The sequence below is a fragment of the Bradyrhizobium sp. genome (genome assembly GCF_030697065.1).
In the GTDB taxonomy this organism is placed as follows: domain Bacteria; phylum Pseudomonadota; class Alphaproteobacteria; order Rhizobiales; family Xanthobacteraceae; genus Bradyrhizobium.
Genome location: NZ_JAUYQU010000211.1, coordinates 1 through 24,447, shown reverse-complemented (window position 1 = coordinate 24,447; position 24,447 = coordinate 1). Strand labels below are relative to the sequence as shown.

The 24,447-nt window shown below is 65.1% G+C and carries 23 protein-coding genes; 10 read left to right on the top strand and 13 right to left on the bottom strand.

The genetic code is table 11. The annotated features are described in order from the left end of the window. Nucleotides 1–5: 5 nt before the first annotated feature. Nucleotides 6–809, top strand: coding sequence for an acyl-CoA thioesterase domain-containing protein (locus tag Q8R73_RS16900; RefSeq protein WP_305720693.1), 804 nt, complete (start codon nt 6–8; stop codon nt 807–809). Between the two features lie 111 nt (nt 810–920). Here the strand turns inward: Q8R73_RS16900 and Q8R73_RS16895 are convergent, their stop codons facing one another. Then, a complete protein-coding gene (locus Q8R73_RS16895) occupies nt 921–1,388 on the bottom strand; it encodes a nuclear transport factor 2 family protein (protein WP_305720692.1) in 468 nt (155 codons plus the stop codon). A gap of 140 nt (nt 1,389–1,528) precedes the next feature. Beyond that, entirely contained in the window at nt 1,529–2,317 is a 789-nt protein-coding gene (locus Q8R73_RS16890; protein ID WP_305720691.1) for a carboxylesterase, read from the bottom strand. Between the two features lie 243 nt (nt 2,318–2,560). On the opposite strand from Q8R73_RS16890, the gene infC reads away from it, so the two are divergent. Continuing rightward, nucleotides 2,561–3,100, top strand: a complete 540-nt coding sequence (gene infC, locus Q8R73_RS16885; protein ID WP_305720704.1) for a translation initiation factor IF-3 — start codon at nt 2,561–2,563, stop codon at nt 3,098–3,100. Nucleotides 3,101–3,194: 94 nt separating this feature from the next. Here the strand turns inward: infC and Q8R73_RS16880 are convergent, their stop codons facing one another. Then, the gene (locus tag Q8R73_RS16880; RefSeq protein WP_371126115.1) at nt 3,195–3,725 is read right to left on the bottom strand and encodes a hypothetical protein; all 531 of its coding nucleotides are present in this window, start codon (nt 3,723–3,725) and stop codon (nt 3,195–3,197) included. Nucleotides 3,726–3,873: 148 nt separating this feature from the next. Between Q8R73_RS16880 and rpmI the strand changes: the two genes are divergently transcribed. From rpmI to Q8R73_RS16850, 6 genes are all read left to right on the top strand, one after another. After that, nucleotides 3,874–4,074: a 50S ribosomal protein L35 gene (rpmI, locus tag Q8R73_RS16875; protein ID WP_100415670.1), complete on the top strand. Its 201-nt coding sequence runs from the start codon at nt 3,874–3,876 to the stop codon at nt 4,072–4,074. A gap of 89 nt (nt 4,075–4,163) precedes the next feature. Then, nucleotides 4,164–4,523 (top strand): 50S ribosomal protein L20, encoded by a 360-nt coding sequence (gene rplT, locus Q8R73_RS16870; protein WP_304744138.1) that lies wholly within the window; start codon nt 4,164–4,166, stop codon nt 4,521–4,523. 174 nt (nt 4,524–4,697) lie between these two features. Beyond that, nucleotides 4,698–5,780, top strand: a complete 1,083-nt coding sequence (pheS, locus tag Q8R73_RS16865; RefSeq protein ID WP_305720690.1) for a phenylalanine--tRNA ligase subunit alpha — start codon at nt 4,698–4,700, stop codon at nt 5,778–5,780. A 263-nt stretch (nt 5,781–6,043) separates the two neighbouring features. Further along, the gene (locus tag Q8R73_RS16860; RefSeq protein ID WP_305720689.1) at nt 6,044–6,478 is read left to right on the top strand and encodes an endonuclease domain-containing protein; all 435 of its coding nucleotides are present in this window, start codon (nt 6,044–6,046) and stop codon (nt 6,476–6,478) included. Further along, nucleotides 6,475–8,883, top strand: coding sequence for a phenylalanine--tRNA ligase subunit beta (gene pheT / locus Q8R73_RS16855; protein WP_305720688.1), 2,409 nt, complete (start codon nt 6,475–6,477; stop codon nt 8,881–8,883). Before Q8R73_RS16860 ends, pheT begins: the two co-directional genes overlap by 4 nt. 56 nt (nt 8,884–8,939) lie before the next feature. After that, nucleotides 8,940–9,710: a sulfite exporter TauE/SafE family protein gene (locus tag Q8R73_RS16850; protein WP_305720687.1), complete on the top strand. Its 771-nt coding sequence runs from the start codon at nt 8,940–8,942 to the stop codon at nt 9,708–9,710. A gap of 107 nt (nt 9,711–9,817) precedes the next feature. On the opposite strand, the gene Q8R73_RS16845 is transcribed toward Q8R73_RS16850, so the two are convergent. Beyond that, nucleotides 9,818–10,498 (bottom strand): ATP-binding protein, encoded by a 681-nt coding sequence (locus Q8R73_RS16845; RefSeq protein ID WP_305720686.1) that lies wholly within the window; start codon nt 10,496–10,498, stop codon nt 9,818–9,820. Then, entirely contained in the window at nt 10,495–11,913 is a 1,419-nt protein-coding gene (locus Q8R73_RS16840) for an NAD(P)/FAD-dependent oxidoreductase (RefSeq protein WP_305720685.1), read from the bottom strand. The genes Q8R73_RS16845 and Q8R73_RS16840 overlap by 4 nt, the downstream gene beginning before the upstream one ends. Nucleotides 11,914–12,103: 190 nt before the next feature. Between Q8R73_RS16840 and Q8R73_RS16835 the strand changes: the two genes are divergently transcribed. Next, nucleotides 12,104–13,093, top strand: coding sequence for a YiiX/YebB-like N1pC/P60 family cysteine hydrolase (locus Q8R73_RS16835; protein ID WP_305720684.1), 990 nt, complete (start codon nt 12,104–12,106; stop codon nt 13,091–13,093). A 19-nt stretch (nt 13,094–13,112) separates the two neighbouring features. On the opposite strand, the gene Q8R73_RS16830 is transcribed toward Q8R73_RS16835, so the two are convergent. The 8 genes from Q8R73_RS16830 to Q8R73_RS16795 form a co-directional block, all read right to left on the bottom strand. Continuing rightward, the gene (locus tag Q8R73_RS16830; protein WP_305720683.1) at nt 13,113–13,799 is read right to left on the bottom strand and encodes a DsbA family protein; all 687 of its coding nucleotides are present in this window, start codon (nt 13,797–13,799) and stop codon (nt 13,113–13,115) included. Between the two features lie 13 nt (nt 13,800–13,812). Continuing rightward, the gene (locus Q8R73_RS16825) at nt 13,813–15,252 is read right to left on the bottom strand and encodes a multicopper oxidase family protein (RefSeq protein ID WP_305720682.1); all 1,440 of its coding nucleotides are present in this window, start codon (nt 15,250–15,252) and stop codon (nt 13,813–13,815) included. 166 nt (nt 15,253–15,418) lie between these two features. After that, nucleotides 15,419–15,916, bottom strand: coding sequence for a cupredoxin family protein (locus Q8R73_RS16820; RefSeq protein ID WP_305720681.1), 498 nt, complete (start codon nt 15,914–15,916; stop codon nt 15,419–15,421). Nucleotides 15,917–15,982: 66 nt separating this feature from the next. Then, nucleotides 15,983–16,348 carry a hypothetical protein gene (locus Q8R73_RS16815; RefSeq protein WP_305720680.1) on the bottom strand — a complete coding sequence of 122 codons (366 nt, stop codon included), beginning with the start codon at nt 16,346–16,348 and terminating at the stop codon, nt 15,983–15,985. Nucleotides 16,349–16,371: 23 nt separating this feature from the next. Continuing rightward, the gene (locus Q8R73_RS16810; protein WP_305720679.1) at nt 16,372–19,506 is read right to left on the bottom strand and encodes an efflux RND transporter permease subunit; all 3,135 of its coding nucleotides are present in this window, start codon (nt 19,504–19,506) and stop codon (nt 16,372–16,374) included. Between the two features lie 11 nt (nt 19,507–19,517). After that, on the bottom strand, nt 19,518–21,194 hold the full coding sequence (locus Q8R73_RS16805) for an efflux RND transporter periplasmic adaptor subunit (RefSeq protein ID WP_305720678.1): 1,677 nt from the start codon (nt 21,192–21,194) through the stop codon (nt 19,518–19,520). A gap of 73 nt (nt 21,195–21,267) precedes the next feature. After that, nucleotides 21,268–21,702: a hypothetical protein gene (locus Q8R73_RS16800; RefSeq protein ID WP_305720677.1), complete on the bottom strand. Its 435-nt coding sequence runs from the start codon at nt 21,700–21,702 to the stop codon at nt 21,268–21,270. An 89-nt stretch (nt 21,703–21,791) separates the two neighbouring features. Next, nucleotides 21,792–22,067, bottom strand: a complete 276-nt coding sequence (locus Q8R73_RS16795; protein WP_305720676.1) for a metal-sensitive transcriptional regulator — start codon at nt 22,065–22,067, stop codon at nt 21,792–21,794. 54 nt (nt 22,068–22,121) lie between these two features. On the opposite strand from Q8R73_RS16795, the gene Q8R73_RS16790 reads away from it, so the two are divergent. Further along, the coding region (locus Q8R73_RS16790; protein WP_305720675.1) for a heavy metal translocating P-type ATPase at nt 22,122–24,447 on the top strand (2,326 nt) is incomplete at its 3' end.

The following is a 24,447-nucleotide window of genomic DNA, read 5'->3' as shown; positions in this document are numbered from 1 at the left end:
GCGCCATGACAAATCAACCCTTCTTCACCCAGGACCGCGACGCCTTCATTCCCACGCAGGCGGCGAACGGGCCGTGGGATCCGAACTCGATGCACGGTCGCGTCGTCATAGGCCTGCTCGCGTTTGCGATCGAGCAGCGCCACGGCTCCGACGATTTCATGCCGGCACGGCTGACGGTCGACATGTTCCGGCTGCCGAACATCAACACGCCGGTCGAGGTCACCACCAGACTGGTGCGCGACGGCATCCGCATCAAGGTGGTCGAGGCTGAATTTCTCTCCGGCGGCGTCAGCATGGCGCGCGCGTCATGCCAGTTGCTGCGGCGAACCGAAAACGCCCCGGGCAATGTCTGGTCGCCCGCGAATTGGGACGCGCCTAAGCCGGCGGACATTCCGGCACCGACCGATCCCAGGCTCGGCATGAACGGCAAATGGAGCACACGGCCGATCGTGGGCGCGATGGGTTCGCTCGGGCCGCGGCGGCTGTGGATGAGCGAAGTGCGCGAACTGGTCGAGGGCGTGCCGATGACGCCGTTCGTCCACGTCGCCACCGGGGCCGACTTCGCCAGCCCGTTCGCCAATGCCGGCGACCAGGGCCTCGGCTACATCAACAGCGACGTCACGCTCTACCTGCACCGCCTGCCGGTGACCCGATGGATCGGTTTCGAAGTGGTGAACCACCACGCCACCGACGGCGTCGCGATCGGCGAATGCTGGCTCTATGACGAGCAGGGCCCGATCGGCACCTCGACGGTGGCGGCGCTGGCGCAGAAGAAGCCGATGGCGAAACTCCCGCCGGCACCGCCGTAGTCGCCCAGTATCAACGCCGTCATTGCGAGGAGCACTTGCGACGAAGCAATCCATCTTGAAGCACAAGAAAGAGTGGATTGCTTCGCTTCGCTCGCAATGACGGGAGTGGCATCAAGCCAGGTGCCGCGCCATCTCCGGCCGCGCCTTCAGCGCCGCGCCGTGTCTGGCAATGATCTTGGCGATCCGCTCCGGTGCGAAATTCATGTCGACGAAGCCGGTCGCGGCGTTGGCGACCTCATGATATTCGGCGATCTTGCCGTCGCGCAGCGTCATGATCGCGACGCCCTCGAACATCGCGCGCGCTCCCCTGGCCTCCGGCAGCAGGGAGCGATAGCTGAAGGTGTAGCGCGCATACAGCGTGTGCCCGTCGCTGACCGGCGCATGCATGTCCCAGCGAAAATCCGTCGCAGTGCGGTAAAACCAGTCGTCGATCATCTCGGCGATTTTTGCACGGCCCCTGAAGTCGCCGTAAAACACGTCGTGGTAGACGCCGTCCTCGGTAAACAGTTCGGCGAACGCCTTGCCGTTATGTTGCTCGACCGCGCCGCAGAATGATTTCAACATTGCTGATGTGTTCATGGCGTCTCCCATATTTCCGCCGTCATGCCCGCGAAGGCGGGCATCCAGTATTCCAGAGGCCGTGAGATAAATCGATAGGCCGCGGCGTACTGGATCGTCCGCCTTCGCGGACGATGACAACGCGGGTTGGGCGCTAATGCCTACCCGATCTCCGCCACCGCCGCGATCATCCGCGCGATGTCCTGCGGCCGCGACAGACGGTGGTCGCCGTCCTGGATCATGGTCAGCACCACATCGTCAGCCGGCAGCCGGTGCGCCAGCGCGAAGGCGTGCTGCCACGGCACGTCGGGATCCTGCGCCCCCTGCAGGATGCGAACCGGGCAGCCGACCTCGATGGCGCTGCCGAGCAACAGATGGTTGCGGCCCTCCTCGATCAGCGCGCGGGTGATCGGATAGGGCTCGCCATATTGCGATGGCCGCAGCCAGACGCCGCTGGTTTCGATCTCCTGCTTCACCTCCGGTGGAAAACCGTTCCACATCAGCTGCTCGGTGAAGTCGGGCGCCGGCGCGATCAGCACCAGCCCGGCCAGCGAGGCGGGGCTGGCCGGCCGCTTGGCCAGTTCGCGCGCCAACAGCAGCGCCATCCAGCCGCCCATCGAGGAGCCGATCGCAATTTGCGGGCCAAGGCAGAACCGCTCGAACACCGCGACGCTTTCTTCCAGCCAGCGCCCGATAGTGCCGTCGACGAACGCCCCGCCGGATTCGCCGTGGCCGGAATAATCGAACCGGACACAGGCGCGCCCCTGTTCGGCGGCCCATGCGTCCAGCGCCAGCGCCTTGGTGCCTTTCATGTCCGAATTGAAGCCGCCCAGCCAGAACAGCCCGGGCACGGCGCCTTCGCGGGCCCGCACCGCGATCCGGCGCCGGTCAACACCTTCGCCGACCTCGATGAAATCAGGTTCCCGTTCGGATGCCGTCGAATTGGTCATGGAATTGTAACCTCTTTCCCAGCTGTTTGAGTGAGCCTGGGGAATCCGTCAACAACGGACGCCAAACCCGGTCGGCGACCGCTTGCAGCGCTTGCGGAACAGACCGGCGCCCTCTATCTCAGGCAGCGCGACCAATTGCCTCGCATTCGATGGTTTTTTGCCGTTGCCGATGTGAGTTCGCTTGCCCGCCGGGCCTTATTCCTTCAAACTATCGCCTTCGTTCACAACCTTGGAGAGCCAACCATTCGCCGTCCCAACAGAGCCCCGCCCGCCGCCACCAAAGACGGGCCGCGCACCAATGATGAAATCCGCAACGCACAGGTTCAGCTGATCGATCAGACCGGCCTGAATCACGGCACGGTCGAGACCGTCGCCGCCGTGAAGATGGCGCTCGAAGCGGGCATGGACCTCGTCGAGATTTCGCCGAACACCAATCCTCCCGTTTGCAAGATCATGGATTACGGGAAGTTCAAATATTCCGCCCAGAAAAAGGCCGCCGAGGCCCGCAAGAAACAGAAGATCGTCGAGATCAAGGAGATCAAGCTCCGCCCGATGATCGACGACCATGATTACGACGTGAAGATGCGCGCGATGCAGCGGTTCTTCGAGGAAGGCGACAAGGTCAAGATCACCCTGCGCTACCGAGGTCGCGAAATGGCGCATCAGGAAATCGGCACGAGGCTGCTGGACAAGGTCAAGGCCGACGTCGCCGAATATGCCAAGGTCGAGCAGGATGCGCGTTTCGAGGGCCGTCAGGTCGTGATGGTTCTGGCGCCGCGCTGACGGACGCAGCAACGTCCTTCTTGGAAATTACCAGACAAGCAGGCCGGCCCGTCAGATCATCTGGCGGGCCGGTTTTTTATGCGCCGATCGCTGGCTAACTCCGGATCGCCTGCCAGACCCCGCTGCAGCGATCGCCGGTAATAAACCCGCTCCAGCGGCCGGTGCCCGAATTGCCGGCGAGCCGGCCGCGGCCATCTGCCCATGAGGCGCCGACGGTGATCCTGACGGTGACGGTGCCGTTGCGGCTGATACCGCCGGTGACCTTGCCGCCCCCGGCCGACGAAACGCGCGTGCCGTGGACGTTGAAAGGTACAGTGTTACTGGCATGGCAGTTACCGGCCCGGGGCGTGAACGTCACGTTCCAGGTGCCGTCAAAGGCTCCCGGCCGGGCAGTCCGGGCGTCCGCGGTATCCGGTGCGGCGACGGCGGAGAGCGCGGCAGCGACGAGTATCCATCGGAAGGCGCGTGAAACCTTGAAATTGCGGAAAATAATCGATTGAGCTGAAAAAGACATTTGCGTCCTTTGGCGTGATGCTGATGGCGTGGTGACGATAGGTCGGAAGTCCCGGTTCCGCGGTTCATCGTTGCCAATCTCGCTTGGCTCTGCCATAAGCGCAACCTTCATCGCCCGGCTGATCAAGGGCTGCCGTGTCGATGTCCGTGCGGGTCATTTCATTTCAGAAATAACCAAGCACTTTCAACGCTCTAACGAGCATTTTAGCCGCGGAAGCGCCCCTTTGGGCGCGTCTTTCGTTCGGCCACAGGAGAGCCAAATGCCCAAGCTGAAGACCAAGTCAGGCGCTAAAAAGCGCTTCAAGGTGACTGCCACCGGCAAAGTGATGGCCGCCCAGCGCGGCAAGCGCCACGGCATGATCAAGCGGACGAAGAAGCAGATTCGTCAGCTCCGCGGCACCCGCGTGCTGTTCAAGACCGACGGCGACAACATCAAGAAGTATTTCTTGCCGAACGCCTGATCGCTCAGGCCGTTTACGCCGTCCATAACAGCCGAGCCGCGCCCCGCGCGGCGATCCGTCACCCATTATCCTTATGAAGGAGACCCGTCATGTCTCGCGTCAAACGCGGTGTGACCTCTCACGCCAAGCACAAGAAAGTCTACAAGCTCGCCAAGGGTTTCCGCGGCCGCCGCAAGAACACCATCCGCACCGCCAAGGCCGCGGTCGAGAAGGCCGCGCAATACGCCTTCCGCGACCGCAAGCGCAAGAAGCGCACCTTCCGCGCGCTGTGGATCCAGCGCCTCAATGCCGCGGTGCGTCCGCTCGGCATGACCTACAGCGTGTTCATCAACGGTCTCGCCAAGTCGGGCATCACGGTCGACCGCAAGGTGCTGTCGGATCTCGCGATCCACGAGCCGGCGGCATTCCAGGCGATCGCCGAAAAGGCCAAGGCCGCGCTGGCGGCGTAAGCCGTCGCAATCACTGCGACGTCCTGCAACTCCGGTGTCATGCCCCGCGAAGGCGGGGCATCCAGTAACCACCGACTACATCGTGACCCCGGGGTTACTGGATCATCCGCCTTCGCGGATGATGACGATCCCGTATGCCGGACTGTCGCTTGCTCCCAACAGGTGCCCGTCGCCATGTCCGACCTCGCAACACTCGAACAGACCATTCTCTCCGACATCGCCGCCGCCGGCGACGAAACCGCGCTCGAAGCGGTGCGCGTCGCAGCGCTCGGCAAGAAGGGATCGATCTCGGCGCTGCTGTCGACGCTCGGCAAGATGTCGCCGGACGAACGCAGGACCCAGGGCGCGGCGATCAACCTCGCCAAGGATACCGTGACGCAGGCGCTGACCGCGCGCCGCGACATCCTGAAATCAGCAGCCCTCGACGCGAGGCTGGCCTCGGAAACCATCGACGTCACGTTGCCGTTGCGGGAGACCCCCGCCGAGCAGGGCCGGATCCATCCGCTCAGCCAGGTGATGGACGAACTCACCACCATCTTCGCCGACATGGGCTTCGCCATCGCCGAAGGTCCCGATATCGAGACCGACGACTACAATTTCACCAAACTGAATTTTCCCGAGGGCCATCCCGCCCGCGAGATGCACGACACCTTCTTCTTCAATCCGAAGCCCGACGGCTCGCGCATGCTGCTGCGCACCCACACCTCGCCGGTGCAGGTGCGCACCATGCTGACGCAGCAGCCGCCGATCCGCATCGTCTGTCCGGGGCGCACCTACCGCATCGATTCCGACGCCACCCATACGCCGCAGTTTCACCAGGTCGAGGGCCTCGTCATCGACAAGGGCTCGCATCTCGGCCACCTCAAATGGATCCTGCACGAGTTCTGCAAGGCGTTCTTCGAGGTCGATAATATCAACATGCGGTTCCGGCCGTCGTTCTTCCCCTTCACCGAGCCGTCGCTCGAGGTCGACATCCAGTGCCGCCGCGACAAGGGCGAGATCCGCTTCGGCGAGGGCGAGGACTGGCTGGAGATTCTGGGCTGCGGCATGGTGCATCCGAACGTGCTGCGCGCCTGCGGCATCGATCCCGATGTCTACCAGGGCTTCGCCTGGGGCATGGGCATCGACCGCATCGCGATGCTCAAATACGGCATGTCGGATCTGCGGCAGCTGTTCGACAGCGATACACGCTGGCTCAGCCATTACGGCTTCAAGCCGCTCGACGTCCCGACGCTGGCGGGAGGATTGAGCACGTGATCGGGCCGAGCGAGCCAGCCTCCGGGCCCGCATGGCTTTCCGCTGCCACTGCCAACGCCAACGCTGAGAGAGCCCCCACCCTAACCCTCCCCCGCAAGCGGGAGAGGGGACAGACTGAGACTGGGGCTGATACCTTTCGTCTCCACATTTCAATCCCACGTGTATGCGGGGATACGTACCGTCTATCCGAGCGACAGGTCGAGCCCCCTCTCCCGCTTGCGGGGGAGGGTTGGGGTGGGGGTCTCTCGGCATCTGAGGTCTGCATGGCTGACGAGAAAAGTGCGAAGTGGAAAGTCACCCCAAAGCTGCGCTCGAACGCGCGCGCGCTCCGACGAAACTCCACCGACGTCGAACGCCTCCTGTGGTCGGAGTTGCGGGATCATCGGCTTAACGGCGCCGGCTTTCGCCGCCAGGTGCCTATCGGCAACTATATCGCGGACTTCATGTGCCATGCAGCCAGAGTGGTGATCGAGCTCGATGGCGGCCAACATTTCTCCGACCGTGGCGAGCAGGCGGATGCTGCTCGGTCGGCTGTGATTGAGGCGGAAGGCTTTCGGGTGCTCCGCTTCAGCAATCACGACGTGATGAGCAATCGAGCCGGTGTCCTCGAAACCATTGCCGCTGTTTGTGCCGAGAGAGCCCCCACCCTGACCCTCCCCCGCAAGCGGGAGAGGGGACAAGAGAAGCAGTCATCATGAAATTCTCCCTGTCCTGGCTGAAGGAACATCTCGACACCGACGAGCCGCTGGACAAGCTCGCCGACAAGCTCACCATGATCGGGCTCGAGGTCGAGAGTATCGATGACAAGGCCAGGGCGCTGGCCCCGTTCACGATCGCGCGGGTGATTTCCGCCGAACAGCATCCGAACGCCGATCGCCTGCGCGTCTGCATGGTCGACACCGGCGATGGCGCAGCACCTGTGCAAGTGGTGTGCGGCGCGCCGAATGCGCGCGCCGGCCTGGTCAGCGTGTTCTCTCCGCCCGGCACCTTCATTCCCGGCAAGAACATCACGCTCGGGGTCGGCACCATCCGCGGCGTCGAAAGCCGCGGCATGCTGTGCTCGGCCGCCGAGTTGCAGATCTCCGAAGACCATGACGGCATCATGGAGTTGCCGGCCGATGCGCCGGTCGGCGCACCATACGTGCAATGGGCCGGGATCGGCGACCCCGTGCTGGAAATCAACCTGACGCCCAACCGGCAGGACTGCACCGGCGTGCACGGCATCGCCCGCGATCTCTCCGCCGCCGACATGGGCAAGTTCAGGGATCCCGGCATCAAGCCGGTCAAGGGCGAGTTCCCCTGCCCGGTAAAGGTGACGGTCGAGGACGCCACGCTGTGTCCGGGCTTCGCCCTGCGGCTGGTGCGCGGCGTCAAGAACGGCCCGTCGCCGGAATGGCTGCAGCGGCGCCTGACCTCGATCGGGCTGCGGCCGATCAATGCGCTGGTCGACATCACCAACTTCATGACCTACGACCGCGCCCGTCCCCTGCATGTGTTCGATGCGGCGAAGGTAAAGGGCAATCTCGTGGTGCGCCGCGCCCGCGACGGCGAGACGGTGCTGGCGCTGGACGGCCGCGTCTACGGGCTCGAAAGCGGCATCTGTGTCATCGCCGACGACCAGGGCGTCGAATCGCTGGCCGGCATCATGGGCGGCGAGGCCTCCGGCTGCGACGAGAACACCACCGACGTGCTGATCGAATCGGCGCTGTGGAACGAGATCAACATCGCGCAGAGCGGCCGCAAGCTCGGCATCAATTCCGACGCGCGCTATCGCTTCGAGCGCGGCGTCGATCCGGCCTTCATGGTGCCGGGGCTGGAGATGGCGACTCGGCTGGTAATGGAGCTGTGCGGCGGCACGCCGTCGGAAAACGTCGTGGTCGGCAAGACTCACGGCGAAGACAAGATCATCGATTTTCCGCTCGGCGAGATCAAGCGGCTGGCGGGGATCGAGGTGCCGCTCGGAGAAGTCAGGCGCATTCTCGGCCATCTCGGATTCATGATGGCCGGCAGCGGCTCCGTGGTGAAGATCGCGGTGCCGTCGTGGCGCTCCGACGTGCACGGCAAGGCCGACCTCGTCGAGGAAATCGTGCGCATCGTCGGCGTCGACCAGGTGCCGATGACGCCGTTCGATCGTGGCGATGCGCCGCGCAAGCCGATCCTGAGCCCGATCCAGCTGCGCACCCGCCGCGCCAAGCGCGCGCTGGCCGCGCGCGGCATGGTCGAGGCGGTGACATGGTCGTTCATCGCCAAGCCCTCGGCCGAATTGTTCGGCGGCGGCCAGCCCGAACTCGCGCTCGCCAACCCGATCGCGTCCGACCTGTCCGACATGCGGCCGAGCCTGCTGCCGGGCCTGATCGCGGCCGTGCAGGCCAATGCCAACCACGGCCTTGCGGATGTGGCGCTGTTCGAGGTCGGCCAGGTGTTCAAGGGCGACAAACCCGAAGACCAACTGGTCGCCGCGTCCGGCGTTCGCCACGGCTTTGCGTCGTCGAAAGGCATCGGACGGCACTGGTCCGGCTCGGCGACGACGGATGCGCTCGACGCCAAGGCCGATGCGTTCGCGGTGCTGGCCGCTGCCGGCGCGCCGATGCAGGCGCTGCAGGTTGTGCCCGGCGGCGCCGGCTGGCTGCATCCGGGGCGTTCCGGCACCATCCAGATCGGCCCGCAAAACGTGCTGGGCCATTTCGGCGAGCTGCATCCGCGCGTGCTGGAGCAACTCGGCGCCGACGGGCCGATGATCGCCTTCGAGGTTATTCTCGACCGCGTCCCCGCCGCCAAGGCGAAGCCGACCCGCGCCAAGGCGGTGATCGAACTCTCGGCGTTCCAGCCGGTGTCGCGCGACTTTGCCTTCATCGTCGACCGCGCGGTCAGATCGGGCGACATCGTGCGCGCGGCGCAAGGTGTCGACAGGAAGCTGATCACGGACGTTGCCGTGTTCGACGTCTACGAGGGCAAGGGCATCGACGACGGCAAGAAATCGATCGCGATCGCGGTGACGATCCAGCCGCGCGAAAAGACCTTGACCGATCAGGAGATCGAGGCCGTCGCCGCGAAGATCGTGGCCGAGGTGACGAAGAAGACCGGCGGCCTCCTGCGGGCATGATGCCGAAAGGTGTGGAGCGGTGTTCCGATCACACCATGTTCGGGCTTGGATAGAGCATGAATCTCGCCGGCCTCATCCCGGCCGACGTCGGCGTCAACGCGGCGATCGCCATCTGCGTGATCGCCTTGGTGTCAGGCACCGCGCGCGGATTTTCCGGCTTCGGCTCCGCGCTGATCTTCATGCCGCTGGCGAGCAGCATGGCGGCGCCGCAACTGGTCGCGGCCGTTCTGCTCATCATCGATTTCATCGCGGCCCTGCCGCTGGTCCCGAATGCGTGGAAGCAGGCCGACCGCAAGGCCACCTCCGTCATGGTGCTCGGCGCCCTGATCGGCGTGCCGATCGGGACTTACTTCCTGAGCCGGCTCGACCCGGTGACGACGCGCTGGATCATCTCCGGCTTCGTATTCGCGCTGCTGCTTCTCCTGCTGTCCGGCTGGCGCTATCGCGGCAGGGACCATGCGGCGATTTCGGTCGGCATCGGCGGTTTGTCGGGGTTCCTGAGCGGACTCGCGCAAACCGGCGGCCCGCCCATCGTCGGCTACTGGCTCGGACGCCCGGTGGCCTCGGTGATCGCGCGCGCCAACATCCTGCTGTTCTTCGCGGCCTCGGATTTCTTCTCGGCGGTAAGCTATTCGCTGACCGGGCTGATCACGCCGGACGCCATCCGGTTCTCGCTGCTGGTCGGCCCGGTCTACGCCATCGGCGTGCTGATCGGCGCCCAGCTGTTCGGCCGCGCCAGCGAGACCCTGTTCCGCACCATCTGCTACGCCCTGATTGCGGCCGCGGTCGTCATCGGCCTGCCGGCGCTGGACGGGGTGTTGCGGTGAGTACATAAATCGTAGGGTGGGCAAAGGCGCTCTTGCGCCGTGCCCACCATCTTCTCGCGTGCCTGAGATTGGTGGGCACGCTACGCTTTGCCCACCCTACGATTCTCTTACGGTTCGTGCAGCACCAGATCGCAATACACATAGCCATCGCGCTCCACGCGCTCGCCCGTCACGACCGAAAGTCGCTTCGAAAAAAACGGTCCTGCCACCACGCAGGTGTGAAACTCGCCGTTCTCGCCGCAGGGGTCGACACCAACAGGCAAATCCGCCAGCAACGACGCATCGAATCTGCGCCCGGCGAATTCCGCCGGCAGGTATTTCAGATCGACGGTGGCGAGACGGGCCTCGAGCCCGCTTGCGATCATCGCATGCGCCAGCGGCAGCGTCGGCCGCTGCCACAGTGGAAACACCGGCGCGAGTCCGCTGCCCGCCAACTTCTGTTCGCGGTAGGCTCTGATATCGGCGAGATGGAGATCGCCGAAGATGATGTGGGTGATGCCGTCCCGCACCGCTTGCGCCACGGCCTCGCCCATCCGCGCTTCGTAGATCTCGTTCGGGCAAGGATAAGGGATCGGCACGATGCGCGGCGGGAGACCCGCGGCGTCCAGCTGCGCATGCAGAACTTCCTGCCGCACGCCGTGGATCGACACCCGCTCGAAGGTCTCGGTCACTGTCGTCAATGCACCGACCACGTCGAATTCGCCCGACCGCCTGATTTCATGCAGCGCGAATGCGCTGTCCTTGCCGCTCGACCACGAGATCAGCGCCTTCGGCCTCGATGGCTTCAATTGATCGGCGCTCCCGGCGATCGGGCAGGCGCCGTGCGCCGCCGCTGCTGCCGCTGCTTCTGGACCGGCGCCGGCTCATCCTTCAACGCGCCGATCCGGCGCAGCGCCGCTTCCGCCGCGCGCTCGCCGCTTTCCCAAGCGCCGTCGACGGTGCCCCACAGGGTTTCGTGGGTCGCCTCGCCCGCCAGGAACATGCAGCCGAACGGCTCGGTGAGTATCTTTCGCGATCCCTGCCCGCCCGGGGCTGCCGATGACATAGCGCCCAGCGTGAAGGGCGCGGCGTTCCAGCGCGTCGCGCTCGATTTGGTCACGGCGCCGGAGACTTCGCTGCCGAAAAGTTTGGTCAGCCACTCCGTCGCGAAAGCCACCATGGCTGCTTCGCCCTGCGCCGAGAGATCGCGGCCGAAGGCGCCGCCGATGTCGACCGCGCATAGCGACGATCCCGCCATGTTGGCGAACAGCAACGCCGTCCGCGTCGAATTGCTCTGCTCGATGAAGACGTCGTCGCGGCCGAGCCCCAGCGGGTTGCCCTGCAGCTGCAGCACGATGCGATCGAGGCTTCCGAGACTCAATCTTGCCGCGGCATCGAGCTGGCGCTTCGGAATGTCGGGGGTGAATCTGATGCCGCCGACGGCCAGCACGTTGCTCGACACCGTGACGATGGCGGCGCGCGCGACGATCTTGCCGGAGGGCGTTTCCACCGTGACATCGCGGTTGCTCCAGGCGACGCGGCTTGCCGGCGTCGACAGCGCCAGCGGGACCTGCCCGCCGAGCCTGGCGATCAGCGCGCCCATGCCCTGCCGGCAGGCGAGCGCGGCATTGCGATCCTGCGCCCGCGCCTTGTCGATCGCCGAGACGTCCTTCAGATCCTTGCCCGTGAAACCGGCGCCGAGCGCGAACTCCAGCGTCCCCGCCCAGTTGCCGAGGTCCTTCGGCATCACGGACGCGCACGCGACGTCGGCCTTGCCGCGGGAAGCTTCGTCGATGGCGCGATTGGCGCGCACCAGGGTCGCGAGGAACTCCTCGGTTTCTCCGGCCCGTGCATTGCGGCGGCCGACGCGGATTTTCTGGCCGATCGGCGCGGTCGCGAGGTCGAGCCCCGCGGCGCGCGCGAGTTTGACCATCGGATTGGTTTCGGGATTGTACATCCACCGCGCGCCGCGATCGAACGGCACGCCGAATGTCGCGGTATCGGTGAGGCAGCGGCCGCCGATCTGGCTCGAGGCTTCCACGACAATGACCCTGCGGTTCGCCGCCATGACGCGCCGTGCGGCGGATATGCCGGCCGCGCCGGCGCCGATCACCACGATGTCGGCATCGCGCGGCAGCGGCGCAGCCCCTGCGCGGGCGCCGAGGGCCGGCGCCGCCGCAAGCGCTGCGGCGGCCTTCAGCAAGTCCCGGCGCGTCATTGTCATGTCATGGTTTCCGGAACTTTTAGAAACGAGAGAACATCCGGCGAACTTGCCGCATCCGCGCCCGCGCGGCAACCATCATGGTGAACCAATCATGAGTCGCCGTTCCCGTTCATGAACTAAATTGCAACGGCTTGCGACCATGATCGGGACATACAAAGAATGGTCAGAAAGGCCGTCGGGGGGAATTATCATGGGTGTCGTGCTCGATACCGTAGGCAAATGGATCGCGGGGTACCTTCAGAAGGAGGTGCCGGGCTATGAACCGTTCACGCCGAGCGATCCCGAACATCTCAACCGCATCATGCAGCCCGGCGACGTCCTGCTGGTCGAGGGCAACAACCGTGTTTCCGGCATCATCAAATACCTGACGCAATCGACCTGGTCGCACGCCGCGCTCTATGTCGGCCCGATCCACGGCGCGGCCGAAGACGATGGCGAGCCGCATGTCCTGATCGAGGCCAATATCGGCGAGGGCGTGACCTCGGCGCCGCTGTCGAAATATTTCCCCTATCACACGCGGCTGTGCCGCCCGGTCGGCCTCAGTTACGAAGACCGCACCACGGTGTGCCGCTACGCCATCAACCGGATCGGCTTCGGCTACGACACCAAGAATATCCTCGACTTGATGCGCTTCCTGATCCCGCTGCCGGTCCCGCAGCGCTGGCGGCGGCGCATGATCGCATTCGGTTCCGGCGATCCCACCAAGATCATCTGCTCGGCGCTGATCGCACAGGCATTCGACGCCGTGCGCTATCCAATCCTGCCCAAGATCACCCGCGCCGGTTCGAGGCAGGCCCGGCGCGAGATCCTGCACATCCGCGATTCGTCGCTGTACATGCCGCGCGACTTCGACATCTCGCCCTATTTCGAAGTCGTCAAGCCCACCATCGTGCAGGGCTTCGACTACACCGCCCTGCACTGGGCCGACAAGCAGAAGCCGCTCCCGGAGGTAGCGGGCGAATTCGGTATCTTTCCAGAACAGATCGAATCGCCGCCGCTTGTTCCTGAAGAGGCTGACCAGGAAGCGCCGCTTCCGGTTGCGAACGCCGAGGTGACGCCGGTTGCCGCCGATGCGGTGCTGGTCGAACGCGTCACCGTCGCGGAACACTACATGGTGGTCGAATATGTGCCGGAACGCCGCGCCCGGCCGCGCCAGGGGATGATGGAGCTGGTAGCGTAGGACGCACTCTGTCCGGCGTTCAGCACCAACTGGCCTGATCGCCGCCTGGTGCCCGCAATAGTTCCTGGATGTTGGCTTCGATGATCCGGAAGCCGACATTGCCGTAGAGCTTCTGCCGCCCTTCGTTCAGGACGAAGCTCGGGCTGCCCTCGATGCGCATCTTGTCGGCGTCCTGATAGTCGGATGCCAGTCCCGCATGGGCGGTGCCATCATGGATGCGTCGTTCGACCGCGGCGATATCGACGCCCAACGCCTCGGCCAATTCGCATTGAACATCCCAGCGCGCGATATCGCGGCAATCCCGGAAGAACGCGCAACGAAACGCCCAGAGCACCTCGTCGAAAACCGGCGACGCCGGTCCACCTTCACTCTGCCGGTCGTTTTGCCATTGCTGGACGGCCGTCATGAACAGATGCGCGCTGGTCGAGGTCGGCGGGCGCGTGGTCAGCCAGATGTCCGGGTGAAGCGCGACATGCGGAAACTGCAGCGCCACGTTGCGGAGATGGGCGTTGAACCCGGCATACTCGCCCTTGTCCCGCCATGTCGTGGGAATCTTGAGCGGCGTATTGCCGAAGACCGAACAGAACCGCTGGTCCAGCCGGACCGACTCGCCGAATTTTTCCTTGACCGCATCGATGCGCGCCTGCGCGATATAGGCCCAGATACATAATACATCCGAGAAATAGGCAACCTTGACGACGCTCATTCGGACCGGCTCCTCACACCACCACGAACTGGCCCATCATCCCGGCATCCTCATGCTCCAGGATGTGGCAATGATACATGTAGGGACGCTTGGGATCGGCGAAGTCGGAGAACTCGGTGATGACCCGGACGGTCGAATCGGGATCCACCATCACGGTGTCCTTGAGGCCCCGCTCGTGCGGCAGCGGCGGCCGGCCGTTGCGATCGAGGGTGCGAAACTGGACGCCGTGAATATGAAACGGGTGCGCCAGCGGCGTCGTGTTCCTGATCCGCCAGATTTCAATGCTGCCCAGCGGAACCCGCTCGTCGATGCGGCCCATGTCCATGGCGCGGCCATTGATCCCCATCGCGCCCCCCATTCCGGCGCCGCCCATCATCCCGCCCATGCCCATCATCGGCATGTCCAGCAAGAAGGTGCGGGTGCGCGCCGCCTGGGCCGCAGTCCAGCCCGGAACCTGAATGAGCCGCTCGGGAAGCCGCAGATCCGCGGTCTCCAGTCTTTCCGCGCGCAGTTCGATAAGCGGAAACGTCTCGCTGTTGCCCGCCATGCCGCCCATCATCATGCCCCGGCCCATGCCGCCGGTCGCGACCCGATCGGGATAGCTCATCAATCGAACAGATTGATCGCGCTGCAAGTCCAGCAGGATCTCGACCCGCTCGCCCGGCCCGACCCGGACCCGACGCAGTCGCTCCGGCTGCTCCAGCAAGCCTCCGTCCGAGCCGATCACGATGAGGTCGGCGCCATCATCGCGTCCGAGCGTGTAGATGCGGGAATTCGAGCCGTTGAGGACGCGCAGGCGGGTGCGTTGCCGGCGCAGAACCACGTGCGGGCTGGCCGTTCCGTTCACCAGCACGACGTCGCCTTTGTAGCCCATCATGACGTCGTGCATCGTCAGGTCATAGTCGAAGCTGCCGTCGGCGCTAAACCGCCGATCCTGGATCACGAGCGGGATATCGTCGACGCCATAATCCGAAGGCAGTCCAAGCGATTTGCCCTGCTCATCCTCGATCAGGAACAGGCCGGCAAGGCCGCGCAGCACCTGCTCGCCGGTCTGCTCCATCAGGTGCGAATGATACCAGCACAGCGACGCCGCTTGTTTGATGGCGAACGAGGTCTCCCAGACCGTGCCGGGTTCAACCACCTGATGCGGACCCCCGTCGCTTGCCGCCGGCAGGTGCAGCCCATGCCAGTGCAATGTGGTCGGTTCGCTCAGACTGTTCCGGACCCGCATCGTGACACGGTCATTGGTGCGGCAGCGAATCGTGGGGCCGAGATAGGGGCCGTTGATTCCGAGTGTCGGGGTCGAGACTCCCGACAGGAACTCGGATTTCCCGGACGTCACATTCAGCTCGTAGACCTTCCCGTCGGTTCCGGCCACCCCCTCCAGCAGCGGCGGAATCCGGAGCGGGTTGGCAAAGCGGCCGGCAGCGGCCAGGCCTGACCGCGGTGCCATGAGAAGCGCGGCGCCTGCCGTCGCTCCCAACAAGACGCCTCTACGGGAGATCATTTGAACGGACCTGCATGAGAACGATGCCATAGTCAGCCTCCGATTCCGCCCGCCGCCGTTGAGCCAGATCAAGCCACCCGCTCAACGCGCGCGCGCCGATGGTCGAATACGATCACTTGACCAGGATCGTTCCGGTCATTCCCGCCTCGCGGTGACCGGGGATCAGGCAGGCATATTCGAACTCGCCGGCCTTGGTGAACTTCCAGATGATCTCGCCTGTCTTCTTCGGAGCCAGCTGTTTTCCGTTCGGTTCTTCATGCACCATGTCGGGGTGCTCCTTCATCTCTTCGGCGTGTTTGAGATTGTCCGCCGTGCTTGCCAGCACGAATTCGTGTTCGAGCTCGCCGTTGTTGCGCAGCACGAACTTGATCTGCTCGCCCTTCCTGACCTCGAGCCGCGCCGGGACGAACAGCATTTTTCCGTCCGACTCCCGCATCGTCACCTGGATCGTCCTGAACGGCTTCTTCGGATTGCCCGGCTCGCCGGCGGAGAATGTGTCGCCGTGGCCATGGCCGTGGCCGTGGCTGTGCCCGGACGGACCCGCCCAGGCGCTCGCTGAAAGCAGCGTTGCGGCAATCAATGCGATTCCGCTCCTGGTCCAAATCATCATGTTGCAACTCCTTCGTCTGATGCCTGTTTCGTATCGGAGCCGACGGGATCGCCGGCCGGTTTGATCTCAGTCAAATTTGGCCTGAATGGTCTTGCCGTCGGGACCCGTCAGCTGCACCACCCCTTTGGGCTGGTTCGGCAACGCTGCCGCAGCACGGCCGGAAAGCCTGGCGCCGTCGACGGGCGCCAGCACAACGCGCTGCGATTTGCCGCCGGCCACGAGGATCGCGGTCCCCTTGAACCCGGACGCCGCAACGGGCTTCTCGCCTTCGTCGCTGATGAACACGTCGACGACGTCGGACTTCACGACCAGTTCGACATGGTAGGCTCCCGCATCGGCGATACGTCCGCCATGCGACCCCTTGGCGTCATGGGCCCAGCCTGAACCAACCGGGGTGAGCAGGGCTCCGATCAACAGCAATCTGGCATACATTCGGGTTTCTCCATGGTTGAGTTTCAGAAGGCTTCGGCTGGCGATGGTCCCTGAGCGGGATCACGCGACGCGGCGGCGTCCCGGCGCAGGCGCTCGAGATGTTTTTCTCCGTACCGCAGGAAAAGCACCGGCGTGAGAAACGTATCGAGCAGGGTCGCGCTGATGAGGCCGCCGAAGATCGTTACGGCCACGGGATGCAGGATTTCCTTGCCGGGCGCTGCCGCATCGATCAGTAGCGGAACCAGGGCGGCGCCTGCCGCCAGCGCCGTCATCAGCACCGGGGTCAACCGCTCGAGGCTGCCGCGAACCACCAGATCGCGTCCGAACGGCAGGCCCTCCTGCAGCGCAAGGTTGATGTAGTGGCTGATTTTCAGGATGCCGTTGCGCGCCGCGATACCGGTCAATGTGATGAAACCGACCATGGACGCGACCGATAGCGGCTGGCCCGTCAGCCACAGCGCGATCACGGCCCCGATCAGGGCGAGCGGCACATTGCCCATCACGATCAGGGCGAACAGCACTGAGCGATAGCGGTTGTAGAGAATGGCGAAAACCAGCGACAGCGACAGCAGCGAGAGAATCCCGATGGTGCGGCTCGCTTCCTCCTGCGCCCGGAACGTGCCTTCGAGGCTGGTGTAAAACCCTTCGGGCAACTTGGTCGACGCCGTCATCTCCCGGATCGATTCGACGATTTTCGCCATGTCGGCGGTGCCGTCGGTATTGGCCAGCACCACGACGCGACGGCGCCCGTTCTCGCGCAGAATCCGGTTCGGACCCTCGGTCTCCTTGATGTCCGCCAGCTGCCTCGCCGGAATCCATCCGGTCGGAGTTTCGATCAGCAGGTCTGCCAGCCTTTGCGTGGTCCTGAGACGGTCCGGCAACCGCATGGTGACGTCGAACCTGCGGTAGCCGTCTACGACGCGCGAGACCACCCGTCCGTTAGAGAGCCGGCTGAGCTGTTCGATGACGATAGCGGGCTGCACCCCATAGAGCGCGGCGCGCGCGTAATCGACCCGGATCTCGAGCTGGGGGATCAGCACCTGCTTTTCGACCTGCAGATCCGTGAGCCCGGGGATGCCGGCCATTCGGGCCCGCATCGCTTCCGCGGCGGCGCGCAGCGCGTCCAGATCATCGCCGAAGATCTTCAGCGCGACCTCGGCGCGAACCCCCGACAGCATGTGATCGAGCCGATGCGATATCGGCTGACCGACATTGATGGAAGCCGGGAGAACCGCCAGGCGCGAGCGTATCTCCGCGATGACGTCCACCTTGGTTCGCGAGGAAGGCTCGAGGTTCACTTCGAGATCGGAGGAATGGACGCCTTCGGCATGCTCATCCAGTTCCGCGCGCCCGGTCCGCCGGCCGACGGTCTTGACCTCGGGCACTTCCAGGAGGATCCGCTCGGCAATCAGACCGACGCGATTGGACTCCGCGAGCGAGATGCCCGGGTTGAAGAGCATGTTGATGGTGAAGGTGCCTTCGTTGAAGGGCGGCAGGAACGCACGCGGCAGCAGCGACGCGCCGATCGCCGCCATGGTCACGGCGAGCACCGCGAACGCCATCAGCGCGCGCTGATGGCGAAAGGCACGTTCGAGCAGCGATGCATTGCCGCGCTTGAGCACGCGCACCAGGGCGCTGTCGCCATGGTCGAGGCGCTTCAGCTGCGGCAGCATGTAGTAGGCCATCACCGGGGTCAGCGTGATCGAGACCGCGAGGCTGGCGAGAATCGAAATGATGTAGGCCTGGCCCAGCGGGGCGAACAGCCGGCCCTCGATTCCCGACAGCGCGAACAGCGGCACGAACACCAGCACGATGATCGCCGTCGCATAGACGATGCCGGAGCGGACCTCCTGCGAGGCCGAGACGATCACGTCGAACGCCGACCTCGGATGTTCCAGCGCGCGATTTTCGCGCAGCCGCCTGAAGATATTCTCGACATCGACCACGGCGTCGTCGACCAGTTCGCCCAGCGCGATGGCAAGGCCGCCCAGCGTCATGGTGTTGATGGACAGCCCGGCGAAATAGAAGATCGAGGCCGTGGCCAGGATCGAAACCGGGATCGCGGTCAGCGAAATCAGCGTGGTCCGCCAGTTCAACAGAAACGCGAACAGCACGACCGCGACGACGAGACCGGCTTCCATCAGGACCTGTTCGACGTTGCGGATCGACGTCTCGATGAAGTCGGCCTGGCGGAAAACGACCTGGTCGGCCTTGATGCCCTGCGGAAGCGACGCCGTGATTTCTTTAAGCGCGCGCTCGATCTCGCGTGTCAGTGCTATCGTATCGACGTTGGGCTGTTTCTCGACCGAGACGATGACGGCCGGCTTGCCCATGAAGCCGGCTTCGCCGCGCTTCACTCTGGGCGCGAACTCGACGGTCGCGACCTGGCGCAGAAACACCGGCCCGCCATTGACCTGCGCCACCACCACGCTACGCAGGTCGTCCAGATTGGTGGTTCGTCCGATATTCCGGATCAGATATTCGCGCGAGTGCTGGTCGGTGAAACCGCCGCCGGTGTTGACGCCGAACTGGGTCAGCGCCTGTTCGACCTGCTCATAGGTGACGCCAAGGCTGCGCAGCGCCGGCGGATTCGGCGCCACCCGATACTGGCGGACTTCGCCGCCGATCGGGATGACCTGAGCGACCCCCGGGATCGTCAGCAGCCGCGGACGAACGGTGAAGTCGGCGGCCTCGCGCACTTCCATCGCGGATGCCTTGTCGCTGGTCATCGCGACCATCAAGACCTGCCCCATGATCGAGTTGATCGGCCCCATCTGGGGAACCACGTTCGGCGGCAACTGGGCCCTGATCAGGGAAAGCCGTTCGGCGATCTGCTGGCGGTTGCGATAGATGTCGGTGCCCCAGTCGAACTCGACATAGACGATCGAGAGCCCCACGCCGGAAACGGATCGCACCCGTGTCACCCCGGGAACGCCGTTCATCTGGGTTTCGATGGGAAAGCTGACGAGCTGCTCGACTTCCGGAGGCGCTAGCCCCTCGGATTCGGTCATGATGGTGACGGTCGGCTTGTTGAGGTCGGGAAAGACATCGACCGGGAGCCGGCTGGCGCTGAAGATACCGAGCAGCACCAGGATGGCCGAGGCCGCCAGCACCATCAGGCGGTTGCGCAGCGACTGGGTGACGAGAAAGCGAAACATCTGGCGTCCCCTCAGCGGATCTGGCCGAGCAGCTCGGCGCCTTGAACGACAAGACGCCTTCCCGCGGCGAGCCCGGTTGCAATGAAGACGCGATCGCCGTCAAGCGGTTCGACCCGCACCGGGCGCGGCTCGAAGCGTTCCGCTGCGACATGCTCGTAGACCACGTCCTGGCCATTGGCGTTGCGCACCACCGCAGCCCGGGGAACGGCGAAGCCGGTCTTCTCCTCATCCGTGGTGGCGAGCACGGTGACGAACTGTCCGGCGCGGAGGCCCGCGAGGTCGCCCTGCACCGCGAATTGCACCGGGATCGACTGGTTGCGGCCGGCGAACCCGGCGCCGCGGAAGGCGAGCGGATAGGTGCGGTCGTTGCTCAGCCGGGCCACAGCGCCCTGAACTCCGGGAAGCGAGTCGTAACTGAGCGCCTCGACCCACAGGCGGGTGGGGTCGACGATATGGAAGATGACGGCGTTGGATTGGGCCATCTGGCCGGCGACGACGGTGCCTTCGGCGATGATGCCGTCCACCGGCGCGATGAGTTCTTCGGCTTCGCGGCGCGATTTGTCGAGCGAGCCGCGCCTGTCCTTCAGGCCCTGCAGCTCTGTCCTGGTGTCCTCCAGCTGGGTACGGGCAATGGCGCCGCTCGGCACCAGCGTTTCGTAGCGCGCCAGCCGGCGCTCCACGATGGTGATCTGCTGGTCGAGTTCGCCCTGGCGCTGGCGCATGTCGGAGGCGTCGATCGCCTGCAGCGGCGGCGTCATATAGGCGAGAACGTCGCCCTTTTTGACCGGTGTCCCCAGCCGCAGAAAGCCGTTCGGTGGCGGAGAAAGACGGCCTCCGACTGACGATTGAACGAATCCGCTGGCATTCGGATCGGGGATGATGCGGCCCGGCAATTCGAGCGCGGCGCGATGCGCGGCGGATTCGATCTGCACCGTGCGGATGGCGAGGATCCGCTGGATGCTCTTGGGCACGAATACGCCGCCGTCGGGCAACCGCTGCGCCAGGTCGCGCACCGTCGGATTCGAATTGGCCGGCCCGCCATGGTCGTCGCCGTCATGGGCACGCGCGGCGCCGCTGAAGATGGCGAGTATCCCGGCAAGGATCAGGACCATCGCGGGCCGGTTTCGTCGTCGCACCAACGCCATGAGGCCAATGCCCGCCGCAAAGCCTCCGAGTCCCGGCACCAGCGCGGTCGGGAGGTAACGAGACGAGAGATCCTGAATGCCGCCCGCAATGCCCGACAGGGAAGTCGTTGCGGCTGTTGCGCCGGGATCTTCCGGCGGAACGATCAGCGTCGCGGACAGCACATCGTCGATACCGTCCTTGCTGACCGTGAAGATCAGGTCATGGGAGCCCGGTTTGTTGGACCAGGGAGCGCCGAGCCGGTAGGGCTCGTTCGCCATCGCGCGCGCGGGTTCCGGACCCGCCGGGGTCTCGACGGTAATGCTGGCGCCATCCACCGCTTCGTTGGTCGCAAAGCGGTCGAGATAGATGACGAGGTCGCCGCCACGCGCGATCGCGACCAGCTCATAATGTTCCGAGGCGGCTTCCGCGCGAGGCGCGAGGTTCGACGTCACCGGCGGTGGCGGCGCGCCATGATCGTGGCCGTCATGGGCCAGCAGCGGTCCGCCTCCCGAAAAGGAGGCGAGGGCGGCCGCGCAAAGCGCGGCACCAAACAACAAGCGCATTGAAAAATCCTCACCTGAAAAGAAGCTTCATCTCGCGGATGTCCTGCCGAGGCAGGTCCGGGGATGTCGTCACTCAGGCGAGGAATCGAGGGGGCTTGCGCCGACCCTGGGGGTCCACCCCGTGAACGGAAACCAGGCGTGCAAAGCCGACGCGAAGCGGGCACGCTTTCGGAGGAAGGCTGGGCGAAACCGCCGCCAGCGCGGCTCCGCAGCAACCGGTATAGCCGCAGCAGCCCATCACGCAGGCGCCGGTATCGGCAGACGGTGCGCCCGTTGTGTCATGGGCCGTGGCCTCGGCCTGGACGGTCCGATCCGCAACGGCAGCGGAGGAAGTCGCATGCGCGTTACCCGCCGCCGTGCCATGCGCGTGATGACCATGCGACTGATGGTGCGCATCGGGACCGTGCCCATGACCGGCATGGGCCTTGGCGGCGACCGACGCGAATTGAACGGCGATCAAAAGGATCGCCGCTCCAACTATCCGCCAAAGTGTTCCGGTCGAGGTCATGCGCGACTGCTACTATATGATCCGGGGCAAGGGAACAAGCGAAGGGGTGGACGGTTGAAATCGCGGTAAATGCATCGTGATCGCCTCGATCAACGATCGGACCGGCCGATGACGGCCATCAATTCCGCGATCTTCTCCCGCTGATCGGCCTTGTTGCCGCTGGTGATCGCGTGTTCGACGCAATGCGACACGTGATCCTTCAGTACTTCCTCCTCCACGCGCCGTAGTGCCGCCCGTACCGCCGAGATCTGGGTGACGATGTCGATGCAGTAGCGGTCGTCCTCGACCATTTTGGACAGGCCACGGACCTGCCCTTCGATCCGGCCCAGACGCTTTTGACAGGAAGCCTTGATGTCTTTTCGCATGCCGTCTATATACCCCTACCGGGTATAGGTTGCAAGTGGATATGGGAGAACGCGATGACGGACGCCAGGAACAAGGGCGCAGGCGGCTGCTGCGGCGGCGGCTTGCATCACCATCACGCCGGGCATTCCCATGACCACCCTTCCGCCGGCGGCGCCACCGTGCGCGATCCCGTCTGCGGCATGACGGTCGATCCCGCCACCAGCAAGCATCGTTTCGACCATCAGGGCCAGACCTTTCATTTCTGCTCGGCCGGCTGCCGGACCAAATTCGCCGCGGACCCGAGCGCTTATCTCGGCAACAGCAAGCCGAAGGCCGAGGCGCCGGAAGGCGCGATCTACACCTGCCCGATGCATCCGCAGATCCGCCAGGTCGGCGCCGGAAGCTGCCCGATCTGCGGCATGGCGCTGGAGCCCGAGGTGGCCAGCCTGGATACGCCGCCCAATCCCGAACTGGCCGACATGACGCGGCGGTTCTGGATCGGCCTTTTGCTCGCGCTGCCCGCCATCGTGCTGGAAATGGGCGGTCACCTCGTCGGCGGCCACGACTGGGTCGACCCGACGCTGTCGAACTGGATCCAATTCGTATTCGCGACACCCGTCGTGCTGTGGGCGGGCTGGCCGTTCTTCGTGCGCGGCTTTCAGTCGATCAAGACGCGCAATCTCAACATGTTCACCCTGATCGCGATCGGCACCGGCGTGGCCTATGTCTACAGCCTCGTCGGCACCATCGCGCCCGGCGTCTTCCCGGCGGCTTTCCGCGGCCATGGCGGCGCGGTCGCCGTCTATTTCGAATCTGCGGCGGTCATTACCGTGCTCGTCCTGCTCGGCCAGGTGCTCGAGCTGCGCGCCCGCGAGGCGACGTCAGGCGCGATCAAGGCGCTGCTCGAACTGGCGCCGAAGACCGCGCGTCGCATCGGCGATGACGGCGCCGACCACGAGGTGCAGATCGACAGCCTGCAGGTCGGTGACCATCTGCGGGTCCGGCCGGGCGAGAAGGTGCCGGTCGACGGCGTCATTCTCGAGGGCCGCTCCGCGCTCGACGAATCCCTCGTGACCGGCGAATCCATGCCGGTCACCAAGCAAGCCGGCGACAAGCTGATCGCGGGCACGCTCAACCAGTCCGGCGGCTTCGTGATGCGGGCCGACAAGGTCGGGCGCGACACGCTGTTGTCCCAGATCGTCAAGATGGTCGCGGAGGCGCAGCGCTCGCGCGCGCCGATCCAGCGGCTGGCCGACCAGGTTTCCGGCTGGTTCGTCCCGGTGGTCATCGCGGCCGCCATCATTGCCTTCGCCGCCTGGGCCTGGTTCGGCCCGGAACCGCGGATGGCGTTCGGCCTGGTCGCCGCCGTCAGCGTGCTGATCATCGCCTGCCCCTGCGCGCTAGGCCTTGCGACGCCGATGTCGATCATGGTCGGGGTCGGCCGGGGGGCCGCGGCCGGCGTGCTGATCAAGAATGCCGAGGCGCTGGAACGCATGGAAAAGGTCGACACGCTGGTGGTCGACAAGACCGGCACGCTGACCGAGGGCAAGCCGAAAGTGGTCGCGATCGTCGCGGCGGAGGGTTTCGACGAAACCGAAATCCTGCGGCTCGCGGCCAGCGTCGAGCGCGCCAGCGAGCATCCGCTCGCCGACGCCATCGTGCGGTCGGCGAAGGAAAAAAATCTCGATATGAGCAAGGTGGAGGAATTCGACTCGCCGACAGGCAAGGGCGCCACCGGAAAGGTCGACGGCAGGACCGTGGCTCTCGGCAATGCCAACTTCCTGTCGTCGCTCGGGGTCGAAAGCCAGTCGCTGCACGAGCAGGGCGAACGGCTGCGCGGCGACGGCGCCACCGTCATCAACATCGCGGTCGACGGGAAGTTGGCCGGGCTGTTCGCGATCGCCGATCCGGTCAAGCCGTCGACGCCGGATGCGCTGAAGGCACTGGCCGCCGAGGGCATCAAGGTCATCATGCTGACCGGCGACAACCGCACCACGGCCAATGCCATCGCGCGGCAACTCGGCATTGCCGATGTCGAGGCCGAGGTGCTGCCGGATCAGAAGAGCGCCGTCGTGACCAGACTGCAGAAGGCCGGCCGGATCGTCGCCATGGCCGGCGACGGCGTCAACGACGCCCCAGCACTCGCCGCAGCCGAAGTCGGCATTGCCATGGGAACCGGCACGGACGTTGCGATGGAAAGCGCCGGCATCACGCTGCTGGGCGGCGATCTCGGCGGCATCGTTCGCGCCCGCCGGCTCTCGCAGGCCACCATGCGCAACATCCGGCAGAACCTGTTCTTTGCGTTCATCTACAACGCCGCCGGCATCCCGATCGCCGCCGGCGTGCTCTATCCGACCTTCGGCCTGCTGCTGTCGCCGATCATCGCAGCCGCCGCCATGG